This is a genomic window from Micromonospora sp. CA-240977 (assembly GCF_050942285.1).
GTDB lineage: Bacteria > Actinomycetota > Actinomycetes > Mycobacteriales > Micromonosporaceae > Micromonospora.
The window spans coordinates 3,758,253-3,784,148 of sequence record NZ_CP192055.1 but is presented as its reverse complement, the minus strand read 5'-3'; the positions used below and the strand labels follow the sequence as shown (position 1 = coordinate 3,784,148).

Here is a 25,896-nt window from a genome sequence, read left to right as displayed (position 1 = left end):
ACGGTGAGGGGTGCGCGGTGGGCGATGTCCACAGTGGTGCCTGCTCCCCCGTGGTCTGGGGCCGCGCTCATCCGTACCGTGGAGGGTTTTTTCGCAGTCGGTGGAGGGTGCCCGCGCCGTTGTAAGGGTGCGTCGGGGGCGTTACCCGCGTCACACCTGGGCTGCAAACCGTCGTCTGGGCTGTAACCCTTCTTCAAGGTAAGCGCCGTCGCTGTCGCCGACCTCACGTGCGCCACCCGCGGGGGAATTCTCGGTGCGGGTCGCGCGGTTCTCCGTTCGGAAGATCAGGATTACATGATCGAATGGAAGTGCCATGCACCTGCGCTCAGATGCGGTAGTGCTGTTCGGCGTCACCGGCGACCTCGTCTCGAAGAAGCTGTTTCCGGCGCTGTACGAGTTGACCCGGCGCGACCGTCTCGACGTCCCGGTGATCGGCGTGGCCCGCTCCCCCTGGGATGATCAGCAGCTGGTCACGACGGCCCGCAAGTCGGTCGCCGAGGCCAACGACGAGGTCGACGACGAGACCTTCGACCGGCTCGCGAACCACCTTTCGATGATCTCCGGTGACTACGCGGACCCGGCCACGTACCAGCGGTTGGCCGAGCGGCTGCGGGGTGCGCAGCGGCCGTTGTTCTACCTGGCGATCCCGCCGGCGGTGTTCGGCGCCGTGGTCGAGGGTCTCGCGGCGGCCGGCCTGGCCGATCGGGGTCGGGTCATCGTGGAGAAGCCGTTCGGGCGTGACCTGGAGTCGTCCCGCGAGCTGGATCGCACGCTGCGGGGGGCGTTCGACCAGGAGCGGGTGTTCCGCATCGACCACTACCTGGGCAAGGAGGCCGTCGAGGGCCTGTACGCCTTCCGGTTCGCCAACCGGTTGTTCGAGCCGCTGTGGAACAACCAGCACATCGACAACATCCAGGTCACCCTGGCCGAGGGTTTCGGCACCCAGGGTCGGGCTGGTTTCTACGACACGGTGGGTGCCACCCGGGACGTGTTGCAGAACCACATCCTGCAGGTCGTCGCGCTCATCGCGATGGAGGCGCCGGACGGTGACGACACCGCTGCGTTCCGGGAGGCGGAGGTGCGGGTGCTGCGGCAGATCGCGCCGTTGGCGCCGGAGTCCACGGTGCGGGGGCAGTACGCCGGCTACCGGGACGAGCCCGGTGTGGCGGCGGAGTCGAACACGGAGACGTTCGTGGCGACCCGGTTGACGATCGACTCCCCCCGCTGGGCGGGCGTGCCGTTCTACCTGCGGACCGGTAAGTCGCTGCCGGGGACGGCGACGGAGGTCGTCGTCGAGTTCAAGCAGCCGCAGCGGTCGTTGATCCCGGCCGAGCGGGGCACGGCGACCGTGGCGAACCTGCTGCGGTTCCGGTTGGGCCGTGGTGACGGCATCACGATGTCGATCCAGGCGAAGAGCCCGGGTGCCGAGGTGGCGAGTCGTCCGGTGGATCTGTCCGTCGACTTCGGTGCGGCGCTGGGTCGTCGCCAGGAGGCGTACGAGCGGTTGCTCGACGACGCGATGGATGGGCAGCACCTGCGTTTCGCGCGGGCGGAGACGATCGAGCAGGAGTGGCGCATCGTCGAGCCGATTCTGGATCTGCCGGCGGCGGTGCAGTCGTACGACAAGGGCAGTTGGGGTCCGGCGGACGCCGACGCGCTGGCCGGTGGTTGGCACACCCCGGACCTGGGGTAGCGGCGGCGTCGCGGTCCGGTTCCGGTTACCCGGTGGTGCGGGCCGCGGGGCGGATGCCGCGGATGCCGGCGACGGCGAAGTCGATGCCCAGTTCGTAGTAGGTGTCGCGGTCTCCGCAGAGGGTGAGCGCGTCGGCGGCGGCGATGACGTGCGGGTATCGCTGTGGGGAGAGCGCGTGCAGCGCGGCCCGCTTGGCGCGGATGGCGTCGTCGCGGGTGTCGGGGTCGGTGCTTTCCGTGAGGCCGGGCTCGGTGGCGACGAGGGTTACCAGCGAGCAGAGTGCCTGGCTGCCGATCTCGGTGGCCTGATCCGGTGGGAAGCCTGCCGTGTCGAGCAGGGCCAGGGTGCGTTCCACCAGTGTGAGGCCGGGTTCCGACAGCAGGACGCGGGTGGGAATGAGCCCGGCGATCGTGGGGTGCGGGCGCAGCGCGGCGAGGCAGGCGGCCAGGACGGCGCGGATCTGCTCGGCCCAGGGTGCGGTGCTCGGCTCGGGTAGGCGGATGTCGGCGAGCAGGCGTGCGGCGAGCGCGTCGAGCAGGTCGTCCTTGTCGCGGAAGTGCCGGTAGAGCGCCATCGGGGTGACGCCGTGCTCCTGAGCCAGCCGGCGGATGGTGATCGCGGGCAGGCCTTCGGCGTCGGCGATGCGCAGCGCGCTGGTGACGATCGCGGCGGGGTCGAGGCGCTGGGGAGTGTCCTTGCTCATACTGACCACGTGTCCAGTCTACTACGTACACACGTAGGTATACGTTGTAGATGTACGGCGTATACGCCGTCGTCCCTTCCCTGATGAGGTAGGAAATGCGACGTAGTCCCTGGGCAACCCTGGCGGTGCTCTCGTTGGCGCAGTTCATCGTCATCCTCGACGTGACGATCGTGAACGTGGCTCTGCCCAACATCCAGACGGACCTGAGTTTCACCCCCGACAACCTGCAATGGGTGATCAGCGCGTACACCCTGCTCTTCGGTGGTTTTCTGCTGCTCGGCGGTCGCGCCGCCGACCTGCTGGGGGCTCGCCGGATATTCATCGTCGGGCTCGTGCTGTTCGGGGCGATGTCCCTGCTGGGCGGGCTGGCGACCTCGCCCGAGTTGCTGATCGCCGCGCGCGCCGTCCAGGGTCTGGGCGGGGCGTTGCTCTCCCCCGCGGCGTTGGCCATCCTCACCGTCACCTTCGCGCACGGACGCGAGCGCAACATCGCCATGGGCATCTGGGGTGCCCTGGCCGGGCTCGGCGGAACACTGGGCGTGGTCGCCGGAGGTCTGCTCGTCGACGCCCTGAGCTGGCGGTGGGTGTTCTTCGTGAACGTACCCATCGTCGTCGCGCTGGTGGCGATCGTTCCGACCTTCGTGGTCGCTGTGCGGCACTCCCAGCCCGGACCCCGGAGCTTCGACGCGCTCGGCGCCGTCCTCGGCACCGTCGGTCTGCTCGCCGTGGTCTTCGGTGTGGTCCGTGCCGAGTCCGCCGGCTGGGGCTCGGCGCAGGTGCTCACCGCTCTCATCGGTGGCGTGGCCCTGCTTGTCGTCTTCGTCGGTGTCGAGGCGCGCTCGGCCGCGCCGCTGGTGCCGCTGCGACTGTTCAACTCCCGGGCGTTGAGTGTCTCCAGTGGGGCGCTGGCGCTCAACGGCGCGGCGTTTTTGTCGATGTTCTTTCTCACCGCGCTGTATCTGCAACAGGTACGCGGCGCCTCGCCGTTGACCGCCGGCCTGCAGTTCCTGCCGATGGGCGCGACGGCCATCGCCGGCGCGGCGATCGCCACCCAACTGGTGCACCGGCTCGGCACCCGCACCCTGCAGGTCATCGGCGCGCTGCTCAGCGTGATCGGTCTGCTGTTGCTCGCTGGCGCCGGCGCAACCGGGTCCTACGTCAGTGAGCTGCTGCCCGGTCTCCTGCTGTTCGGTCTGGGCATCACCACGTTGGGTGTGCCGGCCCAGATTGCCGCGATCTCCGACGTCGAACACCATGAGGCCGGCGCGGCGTCCGGTGTGGTGACCGCCGTGTACCAGGTCGGCGGGGCCCTGGGGCTGGCCATCGTCACCACGTTGTCCATCACGCACGTCACCGATGCGCTCGGGCGTGGGGCGGGTCAGCAGCAGGCCCTTGTCGACGGGTTCCACCGTGGGCTGTTGATCGCGGCCGTGTTCGCGATCGTCAATGTGGTCATCTCCCTCGCCACGCCGCAACTGCGTCCCGACGCCGAGCGGGTCGCCGAGGCGGCGGTCGCGGCCTGAGCCGGCGCGCGGCCTGAACGCGCACCTGCCGCCGATGGCACAGGTGATCGACTCGGGTTTCGGGAGGTTGGGGCGCCCTCGTCGCTATCCGGCTTTCCGCAACCCGGGTCGATCCGGCTTTCCGGGGTTCGAGTCGATCAGGCAGACGCTGATTGACCGCTCAGCTCAGCGGGGTGACCGTCCGGCGATGGTGAGGTTTGCCGCAAGCGTGTGGTGTGGGCACGTTGTGCGGGACGTCTCTCGTCCTCGTCGGAGAGGAAGCAGCACATGCTTTCCGCACTCGATCGTCGGCACACCGTCGCGCCGCCCGGCTACAGCCGGTGGCTCATCCCCCCGGCGGCGTTGGCCATTCACCTCTGCATCGGTCAGGTCTATGCCACAAGCGTCTACAAGAACTCGCTGATCGCCCACTTCGACACCAGCCAGACCGCGATCGGGGTGATCTTCAGCATCGCGATCGTGATGTTGGGGTTGTCCGCGGCGGTCGCCGGGACGTGGGTGGAGGCGAACGGGCCGCGTAAGGCGATGTTCGTGTCGGCCTGCTTCTGGGCGGCGGGCTTCCTGGTGGGTTCGCTGGGCATTGCCACGAAGCAGCTGTGGTTGCTGTATCTGGGCTACGGGTTGCTCGGTGGCATCGGTCTGGGCATCGGTTACATCTCCCCCGTCTCCACGTTGATCAAGTGGTTCCCGGATCGGCCGGGCCTGGCCACCGGGTTGGCGATCATGGGGTTCGGTGGTGGGGCGATGGTGGCCTCTCCCCTGTCCCGGCAACTGTTGTCGTTCTACGACCCCGGCTACGACCCGGCAAACGCGGGCTCGACGGCGTCGGGCAGCGCCCTGGTGTGGTTGTTCGTGACGCTCGGCATCGGCTACTTCGTGATCATGATGTTCGGGGTGGCGAACGTGCGGGTGCCCGCGGAGGGTTGGCGCCCGGCCGGCTTCGACCCGGCGAGCGTGGCGGCGAAACCGCTTGTCACCACGGCGAACGTGTCGGCGGCGAACGCGGTGAGGACCCGCTCGTTCTGGCTGCTGTGGGTGGTGCTGTTCTGCAACGTGACGGCGGGTATCGGCATCCTGGAGCAGGCCAGCCCGATGATCCAGGACTTCTTCCGGGACAACGGCACGTCGGCGGTGTCGGTGGCGGCGGCCGGCGGGTTCGTGGGGCTGCTGTCGCTGTTCAACATGGCGGGCCGGTTCGTGTGGTCGTCCACCTCGGACGTCATCGGCCGCAAGCCGATCTACCTGGTGTACCTGGGGGTCGGCATGGTGCTGTACGCGCTGCTGGCCCTGGTCGGGCAGAGCGCGACGGCGCTGTTCGTGTTGTTGGCGTGCGTGATCCTGTCGTTCTACGGCGGCGGGTTCGCCACGGTGCCGGCGTACCTGCGGGACCTGTTCGGCACGTTCCAGGTCGGTGCGATCCACGGCCGGCTGCTGACCGCTTGGTCGGCGGCGGGGATCGCGGGTCCGCTGATCGTCAACGGGTTCCTCGACGCGCAGGGCGAGCCGGGCTCGTTGACGGCGGCGGCGTACCGGCCGGCGCTGTTCACGATGGTGGGCGTCCTCGCGGTGGGCTTCGTGGCGAACCTGCTGGTGCGGCCGGTGCCGCAGCGCTACCACGAACCGTCGGCGGAGGACGGCGTGGATGAGGACACGATGGCGGAGAGGAGTGCCACGCGATGAGCGACGACAGTCGATCCGGGCAGCGGGCCCGGTTGTGGATCTCCTGGTTGGTGGTGGCGGCGCTGCTCGGCTACGGGGTGGCGCAGACCGTCATCACGGCGGCGAAATTGTTCACGCACTGAACCGGGTCCGGCGGTCTCTGCCCGCGCACGCGAGGTCAGAGGCCGCCGGAGACCCGCAGGACCGTGCCGGTGGTGTACGAGGCGTCCGGGCTGAGCAGCCAGGCGATGGCGGCGGCGATCTCGTCGGGTTCGCCGGCGCGGCCCAGCGGGATGCGACCGGCGGCGGTGTCGGCGCGGTCGGGTACACCGGAGACGGCGTGGATGTCGGTGCGCACGAGGCCGGGTGCGACGGCGTTGACCCGGATGCCCTTCGGGGCGAGTTCCTTGGCCAGGCCGACGGTGAGGGTGTCGGTGGCGGCCTTCACCGCGGCGTAGTGCACGTACTCCCCCGGGCTGCCGAGGGTCGCGGCGGCCGACGAGACGTTGACGATCGCGCCGCCGTCGGTCAGTCGGCGGGCGGCCTGCTGGGCGCAGAGGACGTAGCCGACGAGGTTGACGTCGACGACCCGGCGCAGGTCGTCGACGCGTAGCTCGGTGAAGGGTCCGATCGGGCTGGTGACGCCGGCGTTGTTGACCAGGCCGGTGAGCGGGCCGAGTTGGGCGGCCGCGTCGAACAGGGCGTTGACCTGGTCGGGGTCGGTGGTGTCGGCGCGTACCGCGAGGGCCTGTGCGCCGGCGGCGCGCAGGTCGGCCAGGACGGCGGTGGCGGCGGCGTCGTCGCGGCGGTAGCACAACGCGATGTGGTGGCCGCCGCGGGCGAGGCGGCGGGCGGTGGCCGCGCCGATGCCACGGCCGCCACCGGTGATGACGGTAACGGGTGCCACGGTGCCTCCCGAGCTTCTCCACGGCTGCGCGACTGTCGCGCCGAGGCTACCGTGACCGGCGCGGGCCGGGCCGCGGCGATGGTGGACGAGGTGACGGCGCTCTCGGCGTGATCGCTTACGCTCACCGCGCGTTCGATCGACAACGGAGGTGCGCGGTGGCGGGTGTGGGTGTCGGCGACGAGGTGCGGGATTTCGAGCTGCCGGATGAGACGGGCACGCCGCGGCGGCTGTCGGAGTTTCTGGCGACCGGGCCGGTGGTGCTGTTCTTCTACCCGGCGGCGATGACCCGGGGGTGCACGGCGGAGAGCTGCCATTTCCGGGATCTCGCGGCGGAGTTCGCGGCGGTGGGCGCGTCGCGGGTGGGCATCAGCCGGGACCCGGTGGCCAAGCAGGCGCAGTTCTCCCAGCTGCACGGCTTCGACTACCCGCTGCTCTCCGATTCCAACGGGACGGTGGCGCAGCAGTTCGGGGTGAAGCGGCGGGTGCCGTTGGGGCCGTTGAGCACGAAGCGGATGACGTTCGTGATCGGCGTCGACCGGCGGGTCGTCGAGGTGATCCACAGCGAGGTCAGCATGAACGACCACGCCGACCGGGCGCTGCGGGCGTTGGGCGGCTGAGTGGGCGTGAGCCCCGTGCGGCGGGTGTCGCAGTCGGCTGGTATCAAGACAGCAATCAAACAGGTGTACGGAAGAGGGTTGTGATGGATGCCGGCCAGGGTTTGTCCACTAGCGAGGTGCAGAGCATCCGGGAGTCGTTGGCGGCCGGGCGTAAACCGCGGGTGGTGTTCACCGCTGCGGCGGGGCAGATCGCCGGTCAGGTCGGTCAGGTGATCGAGCTGACCGACCCCGAGGTGTCCGACGAGTTCGTGGTGGTGCGTTTCGGGCGGGACGAGTTGCCGTTCTCCCCCGCCGACCTGGCCGTGGCGCCCAAGGGCGCGACGCGTCGGGTGGTGGAGCCGAAACCGGAGCCGGAGCCGCAGGAGTCGCCGGCGGTGGCGGCGCCGGAGTTCGTGTTGGACACGCCGCGGGTGCCCGCGCAGCGACAGGAGGAGCCGAAGGTGGAGCAGACGGAGAAGCCGCCGGCGCGCAGGGCGGTCAAGGCCGTCAAGCCGAAGGGCCCGGCGGGGTTGACGGTGACCCTGGCGTACGCCGACGGTGAGTGGACCGTCGCCGCGCAGCAGGGCAGCAAGGCTCTCGCGAAGCCGTACGTGGTGAAGCCGGCGGAGGCGTTGAAGATGGTGGCCCTTGTCGACGTGCCGGGGGTGCAGGAGGCGGTGGAGCAGATCCTCGGCACCGAGCGGGCCGAGGCGGAGCAGCAGGCGGAGAAGCTGCGCGCCGAGTTGGCCGAGATCGAGGCCCGGTTGGCGGAGCTGCGCGAGGCACGCTGAGGCGGGTCAGTGCCGGCTGTGGTGTTCCAGCAGCCGGGTGAGCAGGCGGGTCAGCTGCTCTCGTTCGTTGGCGGACAGCGGGGCGAGCAGGTCGCGTTGGACGCGGTCGAGGGTGTGGCCCAGTGTGCGGGCCTCGGCGGCGCCGGCGTCGGTGACGCTGATGACGTTGCGGCGGCGATCGGCCGGGTCGGGGGCGCGTACGACGAGCCCTCGGCCGGCCAGGTCGTTGATGGCCGCGACGACGTCGCTGCGGTCGATGCCGCAGCGGCGGCCGAGGTCGGCCTGGCTGGCCGGGCCGTCCTCGGTGAGCGAGGCGAGCAGCCGGTAGTGGTAGCCGCGCAGGTCGTGCGCGGCGAAGCCCTCGGTGAGCAGGCGGGTGGCGTGGCTGGCGGTCTGGTTGAGCAGCCAGGTCGGGGTGGTGCGCAGCCCGGCGGGTGACTGCGGGGCCGCGGAATCCATTGGCGCAGCCTACCAGTAATCGTTGGCGCGACCCACAATTTGGTGTAACGTTGGCGGCTCCAACGTTGGCTCGGCCAACGTTCTGAAGGAGGCGTCATGTCCACTGTCCCCACCCTCAACGGGCAGGTCATCGGCCAGGCCCACTACGCCACCCGCGCCCTGCTGGAGCGCGCCGTCACGCCGCTCGGGCTCAGCTTCGGTCAGGTGCTCGCGCTCAACGTCCTCGCCGCCGGCCCCATCGAGCGGGACCGGTTCGTGCACCGGATCACCAGCACGCTCAAGGTCGACGAACCGGCCGTACACGAGGTGATCACTCAACTCGTCGACGCCGACCTGGCGCGGGTCGACGGCCCAGCCACCGCGGCCGACGGCCCCGAGCCGCAGGTGGCGCTCACCGACGCCGGTCACGCCGCGCGGCGCGGCGTGGCCGCCGCCGTCGCCGGGATCGGCGCCCGGCTGTACGCGGACATCCCCACCGACGAGGCCAGCACGGCGGCGCGGGTGCTCGCCCTCGTCACCGAGCGCGCGAACGCCGAGCTGGCCGCGAGCCCGGGCTGACGGCGATCCCGGACCGGCCGCTTCACCGTCGAGCGCGGGGTTGAGGAGAGCCGTCGTCGCCATACGATCGCGTTTCCGCTTCAGGGAGGTGTGGACCGTGACCGAGCTGTACCCGCCGATCGCGCCGTTCGAGACGGGCATGCTCGACGTCGGCGACGGCAACCTCGTGTACTGGGAGGTGTGCGGCAACCCGGCCGGCAAGCCGGCGCTGGTCGTGCACGGCGGGCCCGGTTCCGGGTGTGGGACCGGCTGGCGTCGGTACTTCGATCCGGACCGGTACCGGATCGTCCTGTTCGACCAGCGTGGTTGCGGCCGCAGCACACCACACGCGAGCGACCCGGCGACCGACATGCGGCACAACACCATCTGGCACCTGGTCGCCGACATGGAGCGGCTACGCGAACGCCTCGGCATCGACCGCTGGCTGCTGCACGGCGGCTCCTGGGGTTCCACGCTCATCCTCGCCTACGCGCAGCAACACCCCCGGCGGGTGTCGGAGATCGTCATCGCCGCCGTCACCATGACCCGGCGCGCCGACATCGACTGGCTCTACCGGGGCGTCGGCCGGTTCTTCCCGGAGCAGTGGGAGCGATTCCTCGACGGCGCCCCGGGCACACCCCGCGACGGGGACGTCGTCGCCGCGTACGCCGACCTCGTGGACCATCCTGACCCCGCCGTACGGGAGAGGGCCACGATCGACTGGTGCGCGTGGGAGGACGCGGTCCTGTCCGGAGAGACCGGTGGCGCGTCCCATCCGTACGGCGACCGCCCTTCCTCGGCTCGGCTGGCCTTCGTGCGTATCTGCGCGCACTACTTCTCCCACGGTGCGTGGCTGGAGGAGGGCGCCCTGCTGCGCGACGCCGAGCGGCTGGCCGGCATTCCCGGCGTCCTCATCCACGGCCGACTCGACCTGGGCGGGCCGCTGCAAACCGCGTGGGACCTGCACCGTGCCTGGCCCGACTCGACGTTGACCGTGATCGAGAGCGCCGGACACCTCGGCACCACCGAGACGCGGGAGCACGTTCTTCGTGCCCTCGACCGGTTCGCGGCCAACGATGCCCCTGGCGGGTAGAGCCATCGTCGGGTCGGTGCCGCCGCGCGGCCGGCCCCCACGTCAGAAGTAGTCGAGCAGCTGCGCCGGCCCCCCGGCGCCCAGCAGGTCGAGCGCGCTCGGGTCGGCACCCGGGCCGTGGTGCAGCAACCCGGCCTGCGCCACCGAGCGGGCGTGGGCCGCCCCGGCGTAGAGCAGGGCGAAGCCGCGGACGTCCAGCCGCAGGTCGACCTCGCCGCCGACCCGGGTCAGCTCGGCGGCACCATCGGCGACGGTCAACCGCCAGGCGCCGGTGTTCCACTCGGCGAGCGCGTCGGTGAGGCCGAAGTCGACGACGCCCCGGACGTGGGCGGGCCACCCGCGCGCGCTCACCGCGCGGACGACGTCGACAGGTCGGTGCATCCACAGGTCCCGCTCGTGGTCGCGGGCCGACTCCAGCGGCAGGTGCGGGCTGACGGCGTCGCCGTCGAGCGGGCACAGCCGCAGGGTCGGCGCGACGCTGGCCCAACTGCCCAGCACCGCGACGAGTTCCCGGGCGGCGTCGGCGGTGACGGCCAGGGCCTCGTCGACGGTGAGCACCGAGTCGGCGCCGTAGCCCCGGCCCCGCCGCCAGGTGGCGTAGCCGACCAGGTCGCCGTCGCGCTCGACGAGGGTGAGACCGTCGCCGGGCAGACCCCCGTTGGCGGCGAAGAAGTCGAACAGCTCACCCCGGCGGGTCAGCATGCCGTTGCGGTGCCGGGTGACCCGCTCGTACAGGTCGGCGACGGCGGGCAGGTCGGCCACGGTGCCGGCCCGCACCGCCAGATCCGGGCAGGGCCGGTGCCGGGGCAGCGCGGCGGTGGCCACGTCGACGGTACGCAGCACACCGGCGGCCTCCCACCCGCAGGCCCGGTACGGGGCGGCCACCGTCGGGTAGAGCGCGCTGACCGCCGCCCCCCGCTCGCGGGCCCCGCGCAACAGGCCGGTGAGCATGGCACGGGCCACGCCCCGGCCACGGGCCTCGGGGGCCACCGCCACCCCCGCGACATCGGCGGCCGACACCGCCCGGCCCGACCACCACTGGTCGTGGTGCAGGTCGACGGCCTTGCCGACGAGCCGACCGCTGTCGTCGAACGCGCCGTAGCGGGTCATGCCGGCCGGCGTGGTTGTGGCGTGCGCGGGGCGCTGCGGATCGGAGCCGAACGCGAACCGGCCCAACTCCCAGGCGGCGTCGAGGTCGTCGGCGGTGAGTTCACGAACGTGCACGGCGTCGGGCATCGGCACACCCTAGCGGGGCGCACTGTCGGCGACCGCCGGTTTTTCGGCCGGCAGCGGCCTCGGGCCGAGGGTCAGTGCTGGGGGATGTTGGCCACGCCGATGCGCTTGCGGAACACCCAGTAGGTCCAGGCCTGATACCCGAGGACGACCGGGGTGAAGATCACCGCCACCCAGGTCATGATCTTCAGGGTGTACGGGGTGGAGGCGGCGTTGGTGGCCGTCAACGTGCCCGCCGCATCCAGCGTGGACGGCAGCACGTTCGGGAACAGCGCCGCGAACAGGGTCGCCACGGCCAGGCCGATCGCCACGGCGGTGCCGGTGAACGCCCAGCCCTCCCGGCGTACCCGGGCGGCGGCCAGGCCACCGAGCAGGGCGAGGACCGCGCCGACGGCGAGCACGACGGCCGCCGCGCTGGAGCGGATGCTCAGCGTCCAGGTCAGGAAGGCGACAGCGAGCACGGCGGCGGCGACACCCAGGCGCACCGCGAGCGCGCCCGCGCGCTCCCGGATGTCGCCGGCGGTCTTCAGGGCGAGGAACACCGCGCCGTGGGTGAGGAACAGCGCGAGGGTGGTCGCGCCACCGAGCAGGGCGTACGGGTTGAGCAGGTCCACGAGGCCGCCGACGTACTCGTGGTCGGCGTCCAGCGGCACGCCGCGCAGGATGTTGGCGAAGGCGACGCCCCACAGGATCGCCGGCAGCAGTGAGCCGACGAAGATGGCGGTGTCCCAGCGGCGCTTCCAGGACGCCTCGGGGCGCTTGTGCCGGTACTCGAAGGCGACGCCCCGGGCGATCAGGGCCAGCAGGATCAGCAGCAGCGGCAGGTAGAAGCCGGAGAAGAGGGTGGCGTACCACTCGGGGAACGCGGCGAACATGGCGCCACCGGCGGTGATCAGCCAGACCTCGTTGCCGTCCCAGACCGGCCCGATGGTGTTGATCAGGACGCGGCGCTCGCGGTCGTCGCGGCCCAGGACGGGCAGCAGCATGCCGACGCCGAAGTCGAAGCCCTCCAGGATGAAGTACCCGGTGAACAGCACGGCGACGAGGAGAAACCAGATGGTGGTCAGTTCCACGATGGGCTCCGGGATCAGTAGGCGAAGGCGAGCGGGCGCTCGGCGTCGTCGGTGTCGTCGGCGGGGGGTTGTTCGCTGACGTCGGGCACGCCGGCCTTGGCGTAGCGCAACAGCAGCTTCACCTCGATCACGGCGAGGGTGGCGTAGATCAGCGTGAAGGCGGTGAACGAGGTGAGCACCTCGGCCAGCGAGACGCTGCGTGACACCCCGTTGCGGGTGAGCATCTCGCCGAAGACGATCCACGGCTGGCGGCCCATCTCGGTGAAGATCCAGCCGAAGGAGTTGGCAAGCAGCGGCAGCACCGGCATGGCCAGCCCGGCGCGCAGCAGCCACCTGCTGCTGGGGGTGCGGCCCTTGCGCTGGCTCCACAGGACCAGCAGGGCGATGGCCCCGGCGGCCAACCCGAAGGTGATCATGAAGCGGAAGCTCCAGTAGGTGACCGGGATGATCGGGGTGTAGCTGCCCGCGCCGTACTGGGTGGCGTACTGGGCCTGGAGGTCGTCGATGCCGCGCACGGTGCCGTGCGGGTCGCCGGTGCCCAGGAACGACAGCAGGTACGGGATCTTGAGGGCGAACACCTCGCGGCTGCCGTCGAGGCTGCCGATGGTGAGCACGGAGAACGAGGCGGGGCTCTCGGTGGTGTAGAGGCCCTCGGCGGCGGCCATCTTCATCGGCTGCACATCCGTCATGATCTTGCCTTGGATGTCGCCGGTGAACAGCACGGCGGCGGAGGCGACCAGGACCACCCAGGAGCCGAACTTCGTGGCGAAGCGGTACGCGCCGGTGTCGGCCGAGTCGCGGTTGCGGATCACGTGCCACAGGCCGACCGCGACGATCAGCGACCCGGCGACCAGGAACGAGCCGGCCAGGGTGTGCGGGAAGGTGATCAGGGCGACCTTGTTTGTCAGCACGGCCGGGAAGTCGGTCAGCTCGGCCCGCCCGGTGTCCGGGTTGATGCGGTAGCCGACCGGGTTCTGCATGAACGAGTTCGCCGCGAGGATGAAGTACGCGGACAGGTTCGTGCCGATCGCGGCGGCCCAGATGCTGGCCAGGTGTGCCCGCTTGGGCAGCCGGTCCCAGCCGAAGATCCACAGGCCGATGAAGGTGGATTCGAGGAAGAACGCGACGAGCGCCTCGATGGCCAGGGGCGCGCCGAAGATGTCGCCGACGAAGCGGGAGTAGTCGCTCCAGTTCATGCCGAACTGGAACTCCTGCACGATGCCGGTGACCACACCCATGGCGAAGTTGATCAGGAAGAGCTTGCCGTAGAACTTGGTGAGTTTCAGGTAGCGCTCGTTGCCGGTGCGGTGCCACATCGTCTGCAGGATGGCCACCAGCACGGACAGGCCGATGGTCAGTGGAACGAAGAGGAAGTGGTAGACGGTGGTGACACCGAACTGCCAGCGGGCAACGTCCAACGCGTCCACCTGAGAACCCCCATGCCATTCGTACTACGAGACGTAGTAAATACTACTGCTCGTCGTAGAGAAAACAGCAGGGCCGGGCGGCCCGAAACGACCCGGGACCAATGACCCTGATCACCCCGACCCGCCCTCGCGACCACCCCGGCGCATGCGACGATGGCGCGCTGATGGACACCGCGCCCTCCCCCTGGCAGCCGCCGCTGATCTGGCGGGGCGCCCTGCTGCTGGCCCGCGCCCTGGTCGGGCTGCTCGCCCGCCTCGAGGTCACCGGCGACGTCCCGGCGCACCTCCGCCGCGGCCCGCTGGTGCTGGCCGCCAACCACATCAGCCCGTTCGACCCGCTGGTGATGGCCGCCGCCTGCCAGACCCGCGGCATCGCCCCCCGGATCATGGCCACGGCCGGGCTGTTCCGTGCGCCGGTGCTCGGCGCCGCCATGCGCCACGCCGGCCACATCCGGGTCGACCGGGGCAGCAGCGCCGTCCACCGGGCCCTCGACGACGCCGCCAGCGCCGTCGCCAGCGGATCGGTGATCCTCATCTACCCGGAGGGGCGCATCGGCCTGGACCCCGGCATGTGGCCCGAACGCGGCAAGACCGGGGCCGCCCGACTCGCCCTGGACTGCGGCGCGCCGGTCGTGCCGGTCTCCCAGTGGGGCGCCCACGAGGTGCTGCCCTACCGGGCGCCCCGGGGGATGCTGCGCGGCATCGCCCGCGCGCTGCGGCGCCGTCCGGTGATCCGGGTGCACTTCGGCGCGCCCGTCGACCTGGGCGAGACGTCCGCCGCCACCCCCGGCGCCGCCCGCCGCGCCACCGACCGGATCATCGACGCGCTCACCGACACCCTCGCCCCGCTGCGCCCCGACGAACCGGACCTGCCCCGCCACGTCGACCCCGGCCGCCCGAGCGACCCCAGCCGCGCCCACCGCCGCAACCCCGACTGACCCGCCACGGCGATCGCGTCGCTCCCCCACCCGGCCGGCCTGGGGGAAATCCCCCAGCCGAAGACGGCTGTCAGCCGGCTCCTTCCCGGACCACCGCGCGCCTAGCGTGATCTTCCGTAGCCACCCGGACAACGGAAGGAGATCGAAGGAGATCGGGTGATCGAGGCCCGAAACCTCACCAGGCGATACGGACCGATGGTCGCTGTCGACGCGCTCAGCTTCGACGTACGGCCGGGCAGCGTCACCGGCTTCCTGGGCCCGAACGGCTCGGGCAAGTCCACCACCATGCGGCTGATCCTCGGGCTGGACCGGTGCGACGCCGGCCAGGTGCGGATCGGCGGTCGCCGCTACCGCGAGTTGCGCTGGCCGCTGCGGGAGGTCGGCGCGCTGCTCGAGGCCAAGGCGTTCCACAGGGGCCGCAGCGCCCGCGCCCACCTGAGCGCGCTGGCCGCCAGCAACGCGATCCCACCCGCCCGGGTCGACGAGGTCCTCGACCTGGTCGGCCTGACCGGCGCGGCCGGACGGCGGGCCGGGACGTTCTCCCTCGGGATGGGCCAGCGCCTGGGGGTCGCCGCGGCGCTGCTGGGTGATCCGGCGGTGCTGCTGCTCGACGAGCCGGTGAACGGGCTGGATCCCGAGGGGGTGCGCTGGATTCGTGACCTGCTGAGGTCGCTGGCCGCGCAGGGCCGCACCAGCGGCCTCTACGACTCCACCGGCGACCTCGCCGCCCTGCGATCGGCCGACGAGTTCCTGGCGCACCGCTTCGACCACTACACCGAGGCGCAGCAGGTGGCGACCGCGATGGGGCACCCGCCGCTGTTCGCCGCCGGCACCGCCTGGAGCTACTCGAACACCAACTACCTGCTGGCCGGGATGCTCATCGAACGCGTCACGGGACACCTGTGGCACACCGAGGTGCGCTCCCGGATCCTGCTGCCGCTGCGCCTGACCCACACGTACTACCCGGGTGACCAGCCGACCCTGCCCCAGCCACACGCCAACGGATACCGGCAGTTCGCACCGGGCGGGCCGATGGTCGACACGACAGTGTTCAACCCGACGGTGACGGCCTCGGCTGGCGGCCTGGTCAGCACCCCGAGCGACCTGGCCCGCTTCTGGCAGGCGGTCGGCCGCGGCGAGCTGCTGCGGCCCGCGCAACTGGGCGAGCTGCGCACCACCGTGCTGGCCGACGGGTTCCAGGGGATCCGGGCCGGCATCCGTTACGGGCTGGGCGTCATGTGGATACCCAACCGGTGCGGCGGCTCCTGGGCGCACGTCGGCTCCATGCCCGGGATGAGCACCCTCGCCGCGGTCAGCCCGGACGGGCGTCGATCGACGGTCCTGTACCTGGCCACCGAGCTGGCCGACCCGGGCCCGGCGATGGCGGTCGTCCAGCGGCAGATGACGCTGCTGGACGACCTGATCTGCGGCTGACGGCCAGCGCGGCGGCGCAGCCCATGTCCCGATTAGACTGCCGAACCCAGTAAGCAGGACGATGCCAGCGGGGGGCGACGATGAACACCGACGACCGCATCGAACGGGCCCGAGAGGCCTACCAGAGGGCGGTGTTCGACGGCGACACCAGCGCGCTCGCTGACGCCGAGCGTGGCCTGGACGCTGTCGACGCCGACACGGCGCTGGCGCGTGGACTGATACTCCACGCACGGTTTCAGAGCGCGTCGAGCGATCCAGGCTCGTCGCCCGCGGAAGATCCCGCCCAACTGCCGTTGTTCGAGCGCGCGCTCGGGTTGTACCAGGCGCTGGGTGACACGCGGGGTGAGGCCGAGGCATTGTTCTGGATCGGCTGTCTCCACCAGTTCATTCGACGGGACAACGAGACGGCGGTTCCGTACCTGGAGCGGTCCCGTCGGCTCGCGGCCCAGGTCGGCGACAAACCGACCTGGTCCGAGGCCCTGCGGCACCTGGGCATCGTGGCTCACACGGCTGGTCGGCTGGACGAGGCGCGCGAACTGCTGCAGGAGTCATGCCGGCTGCGTCGGGAGACCGGGGCAATGGCCGGCGTGGCCTCCAACATGATCGGGCTGGCCTACATCGCCGCGGCCCAGGACCGCCGCGCGGACGCGCTCGCCACCCTCGACGAGGCGTACGCCATCGCAAGCACTCATGGTGCGAACGCCATCGTGGGCCACATCGAGCAGGCGAGAACACGGATCTGAACGTCCGAGCGGGGCGGTACGCGGTGCATGACGCCGAGCCGGGGTGGGCGCCGGGCTTTCCGACACCCACCCTCGCCGACCTCGACGGCTCCGCGGTGGCCCGGCTGACCGGCTGGCCTGACCGGCGCCGTCGAACGACGAATGTCGCCGGCAGGCCATCCGGGGTCCACCGGCAGCGGGCATACTGCGTCGCGTGTTGACCCGATTCGGCTACCTGGACGCCCCCGCGCCGCTGGCGTTCGCCCACCGCGGCGGTGCCGCCGAGGGAGACGAGAACACCACCGAGGCGTTCGCCCGCGCCGTCGGGCTCGGCTACCGGTACGTGGAGACCGACGTGCACGCCACCGCCGACGGCGTGCCGGTGATCTTCCACGACCCGACGTTGCTCCGGGTCACCGGTGAGGCGGGGCGCATCGCCGAGCTGAGCTGGGCCGATCTCGCCTCGGTACGGGTCGGCGGCGCTGCCGTCGTACCCCGGCTCGACGAGGTGCTGGGCGCCTGGCCGCAGGTCCGCTTCAACATCGACGTGAAGGCCGACGGCGGCGTCGAGCCGACGGTCGCGACAGTGACCCGGGTCGGCGCCGCCGACCGGGTGCTGCTCGCGTCGTTCAGCGACGCCCGCCTGACCCGGCTGCGCGCCCTCACCGACGGACGGGTCGCCACCAGCCTGGGTATGCGCGGGGTCGCCCGGCTGCGGCTCGCCTCCCTGCACGGGCGGCCACTGCGGCTGCCCCCGTCGGTGGTCGCCGCGCAGGTGCCACCGCGCTACGGGCGGGTGCCGGTGGTGGACCGCCGGTTCCTCGACTACTGCCACCGACTCGGCCTCCAGGTGCACGTCTGGACGATCGACCAACCCGCCCAGATGCACTACTTACTGGATCTCGGTGTGGATGGCATCATGACCGATCACGTCGGCGTGCTGCGCGACGTCTACCGCAGCCGCGGCCACTGGGCCGCCTGACCGATCGAAGGACCTCCGGATGGCCGAGACCGTGACCCCCACGGTGGACGACACCCCGCCCCCGGCGAGCACCCGTCGCGAGCGCAGGGGCTGGTACGTCTACGACTGGGCCAACTCCGCGTTCCAGACCACGGTGATCACCGTGTTCCTCGGCCCGTTCCTGACCACCGTCGCCGAGCTGGCCGCCGGCTGCGAGCTGGGCGCGGACACCTGCGACGGGTACGTGCACCCGCTGGGCATCCGGGTCGCGGCCGGCTCCTACTACCCGTACCTGATCTCCCTGTCGGTGTTCCTCACCGTGTTCGTGCTGCCGGTCATCGGGGCGATCGCCGACCGGTCGGCGCACAAGAAGCGGCTGCTCGGCGGGGCGGCGTTCACCGGCGCCGGCGCGACAATCGCGATGGCCTTCGTCACCGGCGACCGCTACCTGCTCGGCGGGGTGTTGTTCCTGATCGCGAACATCTCGTTCGGCGCGGCGGTCGTGGTCTACAACTCGTTCCTGCCGCAACTCGGTGGCCCCGACGAACGCGACGGCATCTCCAGCCGCGGTTGGGCGATCGGCTACCTCGGCGGCGGCCTGCTGCTGGCGCTGAACCTCGTCGCGATCACAGTGCTCGACGAGGGGGACAACCCGCAACGCACCCTGGACCTGGCCCGCTGGTCGATCGTGTCCGCCGGGGTGTGGTGGGCGGTGTTCACGCTGGTGCCGTTGCGCTGGCTGCGCGAGCGCCCCAGCGTCGCGGCCCTGACCGGCGGCGGCAACGTGGTCACCGACGGGTTCCGGCAACTCGGCCGCACCATGCGGGAGATCAAGGCGTACCCGTTGACGTTGTTCTTCCTGCTCGCCTTCCTGGTCTTCAACGACGGCATCCAGACGGTCATCACCCTGGCCAGCCAGTACGGGACCGAGGAGCTGCGCCTGGAGCAGAGCACCCTGATCATCACGATCCTGCTCGTGCAGTTCCTCGCCTTCGGTGGCGCGTTGAGCCTCGGCGCGCTGGCCAAGCGCATCGGCGCGCACAAGACCGTGCTGCTCAGCCTGGTGCTCTGGACCTTCGTGATCATCGCCGCGTTCCGGCTGCCCGCCGAGGCGCCGGTGCCGTTCATGATCCTCGGCGCGGCCATCGGCCTGGTCCTGGGCGGCAGTCAGGCGTTGAGCAGGTCGCTGTTCAGCCAGCTGATTCCGGCTGGCAAGGAAGGCGAGTACTACGGTTTCTACGAGATCAGCGACAAGGGCACCAGTTGGCTCGGCCCGCTCGCCTTCGGTCTGGTGTTCCAACTCACCGCCTCCTACCGGGTGGGCCTGGTCTCCCTGCTGATCTTCTTCGTGGTCGGCTTCGTGCTCCTGGCCGCCGTGCCGATCCGCCGCGCCATCGTCGCCGCCGGTAACACCCCACCCCGGGTGCTCTGAGCACGCGTCCCGCGCCCGTCAGATCGGGGTCGGCCGATCGGCTAGGCTGCCCGACCGTGACAGACGACGCCGCCACCGCTCCGACCTGCCTGGCCCACCCGTTCCCCGGCCAACCGCACGCACCCGCCGGGTGCGCGGCCGCGCGGGGGCTCGACGGGCGTCCGGTGCACGCTGCGGCGTTGAAGTTCTTCTGGGGGCCGATGGACTGCGGCAAGTCGACGATGGCGTTGCAGATGAACTACAACCACGCCCGGCAGGGCCGCCGCGGGCTGGTCACCACCCGCATCGACAGGTCGCTGGGCCCGCAGGTCACCACCCGCATCGGCCTGGCCCACGAGGCCATCGAGGTCACCGACGACCTGGACCTGCGGGCCCTGGTCCGCGGCCGGTGGGCCGACGGGGTACGCGTGGACTACCTGATCTGCGACGAGGCGTGTTTCTACACCGTCGAGCACGTCGAGCAGATGGCCGAGCTGGTCGACAGCTACGACGTCGACGTGTTCGCGTTCGGCCTGGCCACCGACTTCCGGTCCCGCCTGTTCCCCGCCGCGCAACGGCTCTTCGAGTTGGCCGACGAGGTGGCCCGCATCCAGGTCGAGGTGCTCTGCTGGTGCGGCCGGGAGGGGCTGCTCAACGCCCGCGTCGTCGACGGGCGGGTGGTCCGCGAAGGCGCCCAGGTCGTCATCGGCGACACCGTCGACACCGCCGAGGTGCGCTACCAGGTGCTCTGCCGCCGGCACTACCGCAGCGGCGACCTCGGTCCCCGCGACTGAGCGGCTTGCCGCGCCGACCGGGTCACCCGGACCCCGCCGCCCGCCGCCGCGGGCGCACCGCCCGCGACCGGTCGGCCACGATGACGGCGACGGTCACCGCCAGCGCCGCCGTGGCGCACACCGCCACCGACGCGCCCAGCCCCACGCCTACCGGTATCAGCGCCAGCAGCAGCACCACCGCGCTGATCCGGCTGGTCGGCAGGGTCCGCCACAGCAGCGCCTTGTAGGCGGCATGCCCGGCGAGGAAGAGCGCCGGACCGCCCAGGGTGAACAGCGCGGCGACCGTGGTGGCGGGCGCGCCGGGCTCGCGCAGCAGCCGCTCGTCGCCCGCCGATGTGACGATCACGCCGGCGACGATCACCGGGTGCAGGTAGTTGAAGGCGACCCGGCTCAGCGCGCCGGTGCGCTCTCCGGCGTGCGCGACGACCTCGGTCGCGGCCGCGGCCGACCGGGCGAAGTACACCCACCACAGCGCCACCGACCCGGCGAACGCCACCAGGAACGCCCCGAAGGTCACCAGGTCCACGTGCTGGGTGAGGGTGCCCCCGGTGACCAGGATCGACTCGCCGAGCGCGATCAGGACAAACGCCCCGCACCGGTCGGCCAGGTGCCCGCCCTCGACCATCCACCGCTCGGGGCGGCTGCGCCCCCGCTTCGGCAGCGGGTAGCCGATCCAGAGCCCGACCACCTCGATCACGATCACCGCCGCCCACAGCACCTCCCGCGCGACCCCGCCGACCAGGCCGCCGAGCACCACCAGCACCGACGTCCCGGCTATCCACGGCAGTGACTGCTGGAAGCCGGCGACCAGCCACGGGCTGCCCTGCGTCGCCCACAGGCCGAACATCGTCCGGCCCACCTGCACGCTCACGTAGACCACCGCGAAGAGCAGACCGGTCTCGGCGAACGCCTGCGGGATCGCCGCCGACAACGACAGGCTGCCCAGCGTCACCCCGATCAACATGGCCCGGACCGGCCCCTGGTCCGGTTGCAGCCAGTTGGTCATCCAGGTGGTGTAGACCCAGACGAACCAGACAAGCGCCAGCAGCAACGCGGTACGCAGCGCGCCCCGCCAGCCCGGGTGCTCGATCAGGTAGTGCGACAACTGGGTGATGGAGAAGACGAAGACCAGGTCGAAGAAGAGTTCCGTCGAGGTGGTCGGCTGCACTCCCTGACGGGGTCGCAGCAGCTGCGGACGCGCCGGGGCGACGACCGGTGGTTCAGAAGGGGTCACCGCACACCCGCCAGTCCCCGCCCTCGCGGACCACCGGTAGGCGCCGTTCCTCGCTGAGCCCGCCGTCGCGGGTCACCTTCACCGTCACCGTGCCGTGTGGTCGTCCGCCGCGGGTGGCGACCGACACGTCGGTGATCTCGTAGCCGGTGACCATCGGCGGCGTGCGTACCCAACTGGTGAAGCCGATCGCGCTCCACCGGCTGCGCGCGTCCGCGCAGAGCCGCTCGTAGGCCTGGTCGCTGTCGCCCAGGGCGACCTCACTGAGGAAGTCGTCGGCGGTCTCCCGGATCGGGCCGGCGGCCTGACGGACGGTCTGCAGGTTCCAGGCGGCCAGCCCGGCCACCCCGACACAGCACAGCGCCACACCGAACCCGGCGAACGCCAACCCGGTGCGCATCGGGCGGCTGCGCCGGGCCGGTCGGCTCCACGGCTGGCCGGCACCCACGACTACCGACCGTAGAGAACACGATCGCGCTGAAGTGCGACAAGCCGGAAATCAGCGGTACCCGGGTGCGTGGGACTGCCCTGTTCGGATCGGCAGCGGATCGTCTACCGTCGGCGCACACCCCCGAGCAGTGCCAGGAGTCGATCGATGAGCCGCTTCGTGCAGCCCGTACTACCTCCCGTCGACCCGTACGCCGGTGACGGCCTGCTGCGGTCCTGGCTGGAGCGCCACCTGGGCCCGGCGGGGCACGCCGACGCGAAGGGACGCCTCGCCGACCTGGCCGCCGACGTCACCGGGCCGTTGCGCGCGGCGCACGCCGACGCGGAGGCGCACCCGCCGACCCTGGTCCGCTACGACCCGTGGGGCGCGCGGATCGACCGGATCGACACCTCCGCCGGCTGGCAGGCGCAGCGCGTCGCCGCCGCCCGGCACGCCGTGGTCGCGCTGCCCTACCTGTCCGACGCGCGCGGCACCTGGGGCGCCGCCGCGCGGGTCGTGCAACACGCCCTGCTGCACCTGTACGGGCCGGAGTCGGCGACGTTCTCCTGCCCGGTGGCGATGGCCGACGGGGCGGCGGCGCTGCTCAGCATGCCCGACGTGGACGCCGCGGTGCGCGACGCGTGGCTGCCCCGGCTGATCTCCACGGACCCGGCGACGGCGATCACCAGCGGGCAGTGGATGACCGAGTCGCAGGGCGGCTCCGACCTGGGCCGGTCGAGCACGATCGGCCGACCGGCGGCGGACGGGTCCTGGCGGCTGACCGGGGAGAAGTGGTTCTGCTCGGCTGCCGACGCGGCGATGGCGGTGGCGTTGGCGCGACCGGAGGACGCCGGGCGCGGCAGCCGGGTGCTCGCGCCGTTCCTGGTCCCCCGCTACGCGGCCGACTCGCCGTTGAGCATCGGTGGGGCGCCGGACGCGCCCGCATCGGGTGTCATCGTGCGCCGGCTCAAGGACAAGCTCGGCACCCGTGCGCTGCCCACCGCCGAGATCGGTCTGCACGACGCGTACGCCCTCCCGCTTGGTGATCCGGCGGTGCCCGGCCTGGTCCGGGCGATGACACTGGTCGTGGTGACCCGGGTGCACAACGCCGCCGCGGCGGCCGGTGGGATGCGACGCGGGCTGGACTACGCCCGCGCGTACGCCGAGGTGCGGCACGTCGCCGGCGGACCGCTGGTGTCCTCGCCGCTGCACCGGGCCACCCTGGGCACCCTCGCTGTCGACGCGGCGGGCGCGTTCGCCCTCGCTGGGCACGCGTTCGCCCTGCTGGGGCGGGTCGAGGTCGGCGCCGACCCGGCGGCCGCGGCGGAGCTGCGGATCGTGGCGCCGCTGGCGAAGCTGGCCACCGGTCGACTGGCCGTCAGCTCCGCCAGCGAGTACGTGGAGAGTTTCGGCGGGGCCGGTTACGTGGAGGACACCGGCGTGCCCCGGCTGCTGCGCGACGCGCAGGTGCTGCCGATCTGGGAGGGCACCACAAACGTGCTGGCCCTGGACGTGCTGCGCGCGTTGACCCGGGAGGACGCCGGCACGCCGGTGCTGGGTCGGCTCGCCGCAGCGGTCGACCTGGCCCGACCGCTGTCGCCGACGCTTGCCGACACTCTGGCCGCCGCGGCCGCGCGGTTGGGCGACACCATCACCTCGGTGACCGCCGATCCGGGCGCCGCGGCGGTGCAGGCCGGCGCCCGTGGTCTGGCGCTGCGCCTGGCGTACGCGCTGACCACCGCGTTGCTCGTCGAGCACGCCGCGTGGGGTGACGAGCAGGCGGAACTGGCGGCCCGGCTGTGGGCGCGCCGCTGGCTGCGGCACGAGGACATCGCCGAGGACGCCCACCACCACCTGGACCTGCTCTGCTGACGTGTCGGCGCTGATCGAGCGGGGCGGCCCGCGGGTCGCCGCCGTCCCCCGGTGTCACCGCAGCGGCCCGCGGGCGACGGCGGCGCGCATGGCCGCCGGATCGCCGACGGGGACGAACTCCAACCACCAGGTCGCACCGGCCGCCGCGAGCTGACCGAGGTACGCGCGTTCGGCACGGTCGTCGGGTCGTCGCCGCCGGCCGCCGATCGCCACGTCGAACGGCTGGCCGTCGGCGCGGGTCGGCGGCAGCGTGGTCACCAGGTCGTGGACCTCGTCGGGGGTGAGGTCGGACCACCCCTTGGTGTCGGTGAGTTTGTACGGCACGATGCCGTCGGCGCGGGCCGCGCGGCGACGGACCGCGCCGGCCTGGATGCTGCCGCCGACCCAGACCGGCACCCGGGGCGACTGCACCGGCGGAGGTCGTAGCGCGACCCCGTCGGCGCGGTAGTGGTTGCCGTGGTGGTCGACCCGCTCGCCGCTGAGCAGCCCGGTCAGCAGGTCCAGACCCTCGTCGAGCATCGCGGCGCGCACCGACACCTCGGTCTGCTCGCCGAACGCGGCCAGCCCACGGTCAGCGGGGTCACCGACGCCGACCGCCACTGTGGCGCGGCCCGCGCTGAGGTGGTCGAGGGTGAGGACCTCCCGCGCCAGCTTCGCCGGCCGGCGGCGGGGCAGCGCGGTGACGGTGGTGCCCAGCCGCACCCGGTCGGTACGGCCGGCGATCGCGGTGAGCACCAGCCACGGGTCGTAGGTGAACGGCTCCTCCCCGGAGTAGTGGATCAGGTAGTCCTCCAGGAACACGCCGTCCCAACCGGCGTGTTCGGCCAGCTCACCCAGCTCCACCAGAACGGACACCCCGATGGCGGCGCCACCGCAGGAGATTTCCAGACCGTGTCTCATCCGTCGACCGTAGGGCGGGGGTCCGACGCGCAGGTGCGCGGAGATGTCGGGCCCCGGCGGCATACTGCTGGCGTGACAGTCTCTGCGGACCTCGCCATGGTCAACCTCGACAGTTCCGACCCCGCCGGCCACGCCGCGTTCTACCACCAGGTGCTCGGCTGGGAGATCACCCACAGCCAACCCGAGTACGCGATGATCAATTCCGGTGTCGTCTCCATCGGTTTCGGTCTGGTCGAGGGCTACCAGCCGCCGGCCTGGCCCGATCCCGACGGCGACAAGCGCTACCACCTGGATCTGTATGTCGACGACCTCGCGACGGCGGAGGCCACCTTCGTCGCGGCGGGCGCGTCCAAGCCGGATTTCCAGCCCGGCGGTGACCGGTGGGTGGTGCTTCTCGACCCGATCGGGCAGCCGTTCTGCATCTGCCCCCGCCCGCAGAGCTGAGCGGGTGAGCGGCGGCGGGTGACCGTCAGCCGCGGCGACGGGACCGGGCCGCCCACACCACGTAGGCCGGGTCGCGGTCGAGGTTGTGCCGGTCGCGGTCGTAGCGGCGGGTGGTGCGCGGGTCGGCGTGGCCCATCGCGTCCTGCACGTCCTCCAGCGGCACGCCCTCGGAGCGGGCGGTGGTGGCGAAGGCGTGTCGCAGTGAGTGCGGTGACAGCTTCGCCCAGGCCGCGATGCCGGCGGCGCGGGCGAGCCGGCGGACCATCCGGAACACCGAGTGCCGGTCCAGCCGGGCGCCGCTGGCGGTGACCAGCAGCGGCCCGGTCAGCTGTGGCACGGGCACGCCGGTGGCGGCGGCCCGCTGGGCCAGGTAGGCGTCCACGGCGTACCCGGTGCCGGGGGTGAGGGCCCGGCGGCGTTGCTTGCCGCCCTTGCCGACGAAGCGCACGCTGCGATGGCCGCGTTCGGCGCCGAGGTCGCTCAGGTCCAGCGAGATCAGCTCTCCGACGCGCAGGCCGAGGTCGGCGAGGAGCGCGATCGCCGCCCGGTTGCGCAGGGCGGTCGGGCCGGTGTCCGCGTCGGCGGCGCCGAGCAGGGCGTCCACCTCCTCCGGGCTGAGCCCGAGGGTGGCGGAGTGGTCCCGGTCGACGCGCGGCCGGTCCGCGCCGGCTACCGGGTTGGCCGGCACCGCGCCCAGCTTCGCGAGGAAGTCGTACCAACTGGACAGCGCGGAGAGCCGGCGCGCCACTGTCGCCGGGGTCAGCGGTCGGCCGCTGCGGGCGGCGAGTGTGGACTCCAACGTGCGGGCGTACTCGTTGACGTGCAGGAACGTGGCCCGCAGCGGGTCGAGGTCGCGCCCGGCGCACCAGGTGAGCCAGCCGGTGACGTCGCGTCGGTACGCGTCGCGGGTGTGCTCGGACAACCGCCGGTTCCGCAGCCACGCCTCGGTGACCTCGAGCGGTCCACTCGGCAGCGCGGGTGGCGCGGACGGGCGGGTCAGCACCGGAGCGTCGGGGAACACCATGTGAAAAAGGCTCTCAGCCTCGGGTGGGATCAGCGCGAAGGCGC

At 71.8% G+C, this 25,896-nt stretch carries 26 protein-coding genes; 16 read left to right on the top strand and 10 right to left on the bottom strand.

The window, feature by feature from the left end:
* Positions 1-313: 313 nt before the first annotated feature.
* On the top strand, positions 314-1,693 hold the full coding sequence (zwf, locus tag ACQPWW_RS17530) for a glucose-6-phosphate dehydrogenase (protein ID WP_433123957.1): 1,380 nt from the start codon (positions 314-316) through the stop codon (positions 1,691-1,693).
* Between the two features lie 25 nt (positions 1,694-1,718).
* On the opposite strand, the gene ACQPWW_RS17525 is transcribed toward zwf, so the two are convergent.
* Positions 1,719-2,396 carry a TetR/AcrR family transcriptional regulator C-terminal domain-containing protein gene (locus tag ACQPWW_RS17525; RefSeq protein WP_433134405.1) on the bottom strand — a complete coding sequence of 226 codons (678 nt, stop codon included), beginning with the start codon at positions 2,394-2,396 and terminating at the stop codon, positions 1,719-1,721.
* Between the two features lie 95 nt (positions 2,397-2,491).
* On the opposite strand from ACQPWW_RS17525, the gene ACQPWW_RS17520 reads away from it, so the two are divergent.
* From ACQPWW_RS17520 to ACQPWW_RS17510, 3 genes are all read left to right on the top strand, one after another.
* A complete protein-coding gene (locus ACQPWW_RS17520; protein WP_433123955.1) occupies positions 2,492-3,919 on the top strand; it encodes a DHA2 family efflux MFS transporter permease subunit in 1,428 nt (475 codons plus the stop codon).
* Between the two features lie 267 nt (positions 3,920-4,186).
* The gene (locus tag ACQPWW_RS17515) at positions 4,187-5,599 is read left to right on the top strand and encodes an OFA family MFS transporter (protein ID WP_433123954.1); all 1,413 of its coding nucleotides are present in this window, start codon (positions 4,187-4,189) and stop codon (positions 5,597-5,599) included.
* On the top strand, positions 5,596-5,721 hold the full coding sequence (locus ACQPWW_RS17510; protein ID WP_433123953.1) for an MFS transporter small subunit: 126 nt from the start codon (positions 5,596-5,598) through the stop codon (positions 5,719-5,721). Before ACQPWW_RS17515 ends, ACQPWW_RS17510 begins: the two co-directional genes overlap by 4 nt.
* Positions 5,722-5,756: 35 nt before the next feature.
* Here the strand turns inward: ACQPWW_RS17510 and ACQPWW_RS17505 are convergent, their stop codons facing one another.
* Positions 5,757-6,485 carry an SDR family NAD(P)-dependent oxidoreductase gene (locus tag ACQPWW_RS17505; RefSeq protein ID WP_433123952.1) on the bottom strand — a complete coding sequence of 243 codons (729 nt, stop codon included), beginning with the start codon at positions 6,483-6,485 and terminating at the stop codon, positions 5,757-5,759.
* 155 nt (positions 6,486-6,640) lie between these two features.
* On the opposite strand from ACQPWW_RS17505, the gene ACQPWW_RS17500 reads away from it, so the two are divergent.
* Together ACQPWW_RS17500 and ACQPWW_RS17495 are read left to right on the top strand one after the other, a co-directional pair.
* A complete protein-coding gene (locus tag ACQPWW_RS17500; RefSeq protein ID WP_433123951.1) occupies positions 6,641-7,102 on the top strand; it encodes a peroxiredoxin in 462 nt (153 codons plus the stop codon).
* 83 nt (positions 7,103-7,185) lie between these two features.
* Positions 7,186-7,872: a hypothetical protein gene (locus ACQPWW_RS17495; RefSeq protein WP_433123949.1), complete on the top strand. Its 687-nt coding sequence runs from the start codon at positions 7,186-7,188 to the stop codon at positions 7,870-7,872.
* A gap of 6 nt (positions 7,873-7,878) precedes the next feature.
* On the opposite strand, the gene ACQPWW_RS17490 is transcribed toward ACQPWW_RS17495, so the two are convergent.
* Entirely contained in the window at positions 7,879-8,331 is a 453-nt protein-coding gene (locus ACQPWW_RS17490) for a MarR family winged helix-turn-helix transcriptional regulator (RefSeq protein ID WP_433123947.1), read from the bottom strand.
* Between the two features lie 96 nt (positions 8,332-8,427).
* Between ACQPWW_RS17490 and ACQPWW_RS17485 the strand changes: the two genes are divergently transcribed.
* Both ACQPWW_RS17485 and pip read left to right on the top strand, forming a co-directional pair.
* Positions 8,428-8,889: a hypothetical protein gene (locus ACQPWW_RS17485; RefSeq protein ID WP_433123946.1), complete on the top strand. Its 462-nt coding sequence runs from the start codon at positions 8,428-8,430 to the stop codon at positions 8,887-8,889.
* 97 nt (positions 8,890-8,986) lie between these two features.
* Entirely contained in the window at positions 8,987-9,961 is a 975-nt protein-coding gene (pip, locus tag ACQPWW_RS17480; protein WP_433123945.1) for a prolyl aminopeptidase, read from the top strand.
* A 42-nt stretch (positions 9,962-10,003) separates the two neighbouring features.
* Here pip and ACQPWW_RS17475 read toward each other — a convergent pair whose 3' ends face one another.
* The 3 genes from ACQPWW_RS17475 to ACQPWW_RS17465 form a co-directional block, all read right to left on the bottom strand.
* Entirely contained in the window at positions 10,004-11,197 is a 1,194-nt protein-coding gene (locus ACQPWW_RS17475) for a GNAT family N-acetyltransferase (RefSeq protein ID WP_433123943.1), read from the bottom strand.
* Between the two features lie 71 nt (positions 11,198-11,268).
* Entirely contained in the window at positions 11,269-12,267 is a 999-nt protein-coding gene (gene cydB, locus ACQPWW_RS17470) for a cytochrome d ubiquinol oxidase subunit II (RefSeq protein WP_433123942.1), read from the bottom strand.
* Between the two features lie 14 nt (positions 12,268-12,281).
* Positions 12,282-13,694 (bottom strand): cytochrome ubiquinol oxidase subunit I, encoded by a 1,413-nt coding sequence (locus ACQPWW_RS17465; protein WP_433123940.1) that lies wholly within the window; start codon positions 13,692-13,694, stop codon positions 12,282-12,284.
* Positions 13,695-13,858: 164 nt separating this feature from the next.
* Here ACQPWW_RS17465 and ACQPWW_RS17460 point away from each other — a divergent pair, with 164 nt between their 5' ends.
* The 6 genes from ACQPWW_RS17460 (at position 13,859) to ACQPWW_RS17435 (ending at position 19,954) form a co-directional block, all read left to right on the top strand.
* The gene (locus ACQPWW_RS17460) at positions 13,859-14,632 is read left to right on the top strand and encodes a lysophospholipid acyltransferase family protein (RefSeq protein WP_433134403.1); all 774 of its coding nucleotides are present in this window, start codon (positions 13,859-13,861) and stop codon (positions 14,630-14,632) included.
* Positions 14,633-14,788: 156 nt separating this feature from the next.
* A complete protein-coding gene (locus tag ACQPWW_RS17455; RefSeq protein ID WP_433134034.1) occupies positions 14,789-16,066 on the top strand; it encodes a serine hydrolase in 1,278 nt (425 codons plus the stop codon).
* An 80-nt stretch (positions 16,067-16,146) separates the two neighbouring features.
* Positions 16,147-16,809, top strand: a complete 663-nt coding sequence (locus ACQPWW_RS17450; protein ID WP_433134032.1) for a tetratricopeptide repeat protein — start codon at positions 16,147-16,149, stop codon at positions 16,807-16,809.
* A 193-nt stretch (positions 16,810-17,002) separates the two neighbouring features.
* Positions 17,003-17,770 carry a glycerophosphodiester phosphodiesterase gene (locus ACQPWW_RS17445; RefSeq protein WP_433134029.1) on the top strand — a complete coding sequence of 256 codons (768 nt, stop codon included), beginning with the start codon at positions 17,003-17,005 and terminating at the stop codon, positions 17,768-17,770.
* 19 nt (positions 17,771-17,789) lie between these two features.
* The gene (locus ACQPWW_RS17440; protein WP_433134026.1) at positions 17,790-19,181 is read left to right on the top strand and encodes an MFS transporter; all 1,392 of its coding nucleotides are present in this window, start codon (positions 17,790-17,792) and stop codon (positions 19,179-19,181) included.
* A gap of 56 nt (positions 19,182-19,237) precedes the next feature.
* Entirely contained in the window at positions 19,238-19,954 is a 717-nt protein-coding gene (locus tag ACQPWW_RS17435) for a thymidine kinase (RefSeq protein WP_112586966.1), read from the top strand.
* A gap of 22 nt (positions 19,955-19,976) precedes the next feature.
* Here the strand turns inward: ACQPWW_RS17435 and ACQPWW_RS17430 are convergent, their stop codons facing one another.
* Together ACQPWW_RS17430 and ACQPWW_RS17425 are read right to left on the bottom strand one after the other, a co-directional pair.
* Positions 19,977-21,122 (bottom strand): low temperature requirement protein A, encoded by a 1,146-nt coding sequence (locus ACQPWW_RS17430; protein WP_433134024.1) that lies wholly within the window; start codon positions 21,120-21,122, stop codon positions 19,977-19,979.
* 52 nt (positions 21,123-21,174) lie between these two features.
* Complete coding sequence (locus ACQPWW_RS17425) at positions 21,175-21,633, bottom strand: Rv0361 family membrane protein (RefSeq protein WP_433134021.1); 459 nt, start codon at positions 21,631-21,633, stop codon at positions 21,175-21,177.
* Positions 21,634-21,780: 147 nt separating this feature from the next.
* Between ACQPWW_RS17425 and ACQPWW_RS17420 the strand changes: the two genes are divergently transcribed.
* On the top strand, positions 21,781-23,484 hold the full coding sequence (locus ACQPWW_RS17420; protein WP_433134018.1) for an acyl-CoA dehydrogenase family protein: 1,704 nt from the start codon (positions 21,781-21,783) through the stop codon (positions 23,482-23,484).
* A gap of 54 nt (positions 23,485-23,538) precedes the next feature.
* Here the strand turns inward: ACQPWW_RS17420 and ACQPWW_RS17415 are convergent, their stop codons facing one another.
* Positions 23,539-24,384 (bottom strand): LLM class flavin-dependent oxidoreductase, encoded by an 846-nt coding sequence (locus tag ACQPWW_RS17415; RefSeq protein WP_433134016.1) that lies wholly within the window; start codon positions 24,382-24,384, stop codon positions 23,539-23,541.
* Positions 24,385-24,456: 72 nt separating this feature from the next.
* Between ACQPWW_RS17415 and ACQPWW_RS17410 the strand changes: the two genes are divergently transcribed.
* Entirely contained in the window at positions 24,457-24,828 is a 372-nt protein-coding gene (locus ACQPWW_RS17410; protein WP_433134014.1) for a VOC family protein, read from the top strand.
* Positions 24,829-24,853: 25 nt separating this feature from the next.
* On the opposite strand, the gene ACQPWW_RS17405 is transcribed toward ACQPWW_RS17410, so the two are convergent.
* Positions 24,854-25,852: a tyrosine-type recombinase/integrase gene (locus ACQPWW_RS17405; protein ID WP_433134011.1), complete on the bottom strand. Its 999-nt coding sequence runs from the start codon at positions 25,850-25,852 to the stop codon at positions 24,854-24,856.
* Positions 25,853-25,896 lie beyond the last annotated feature (44 nt).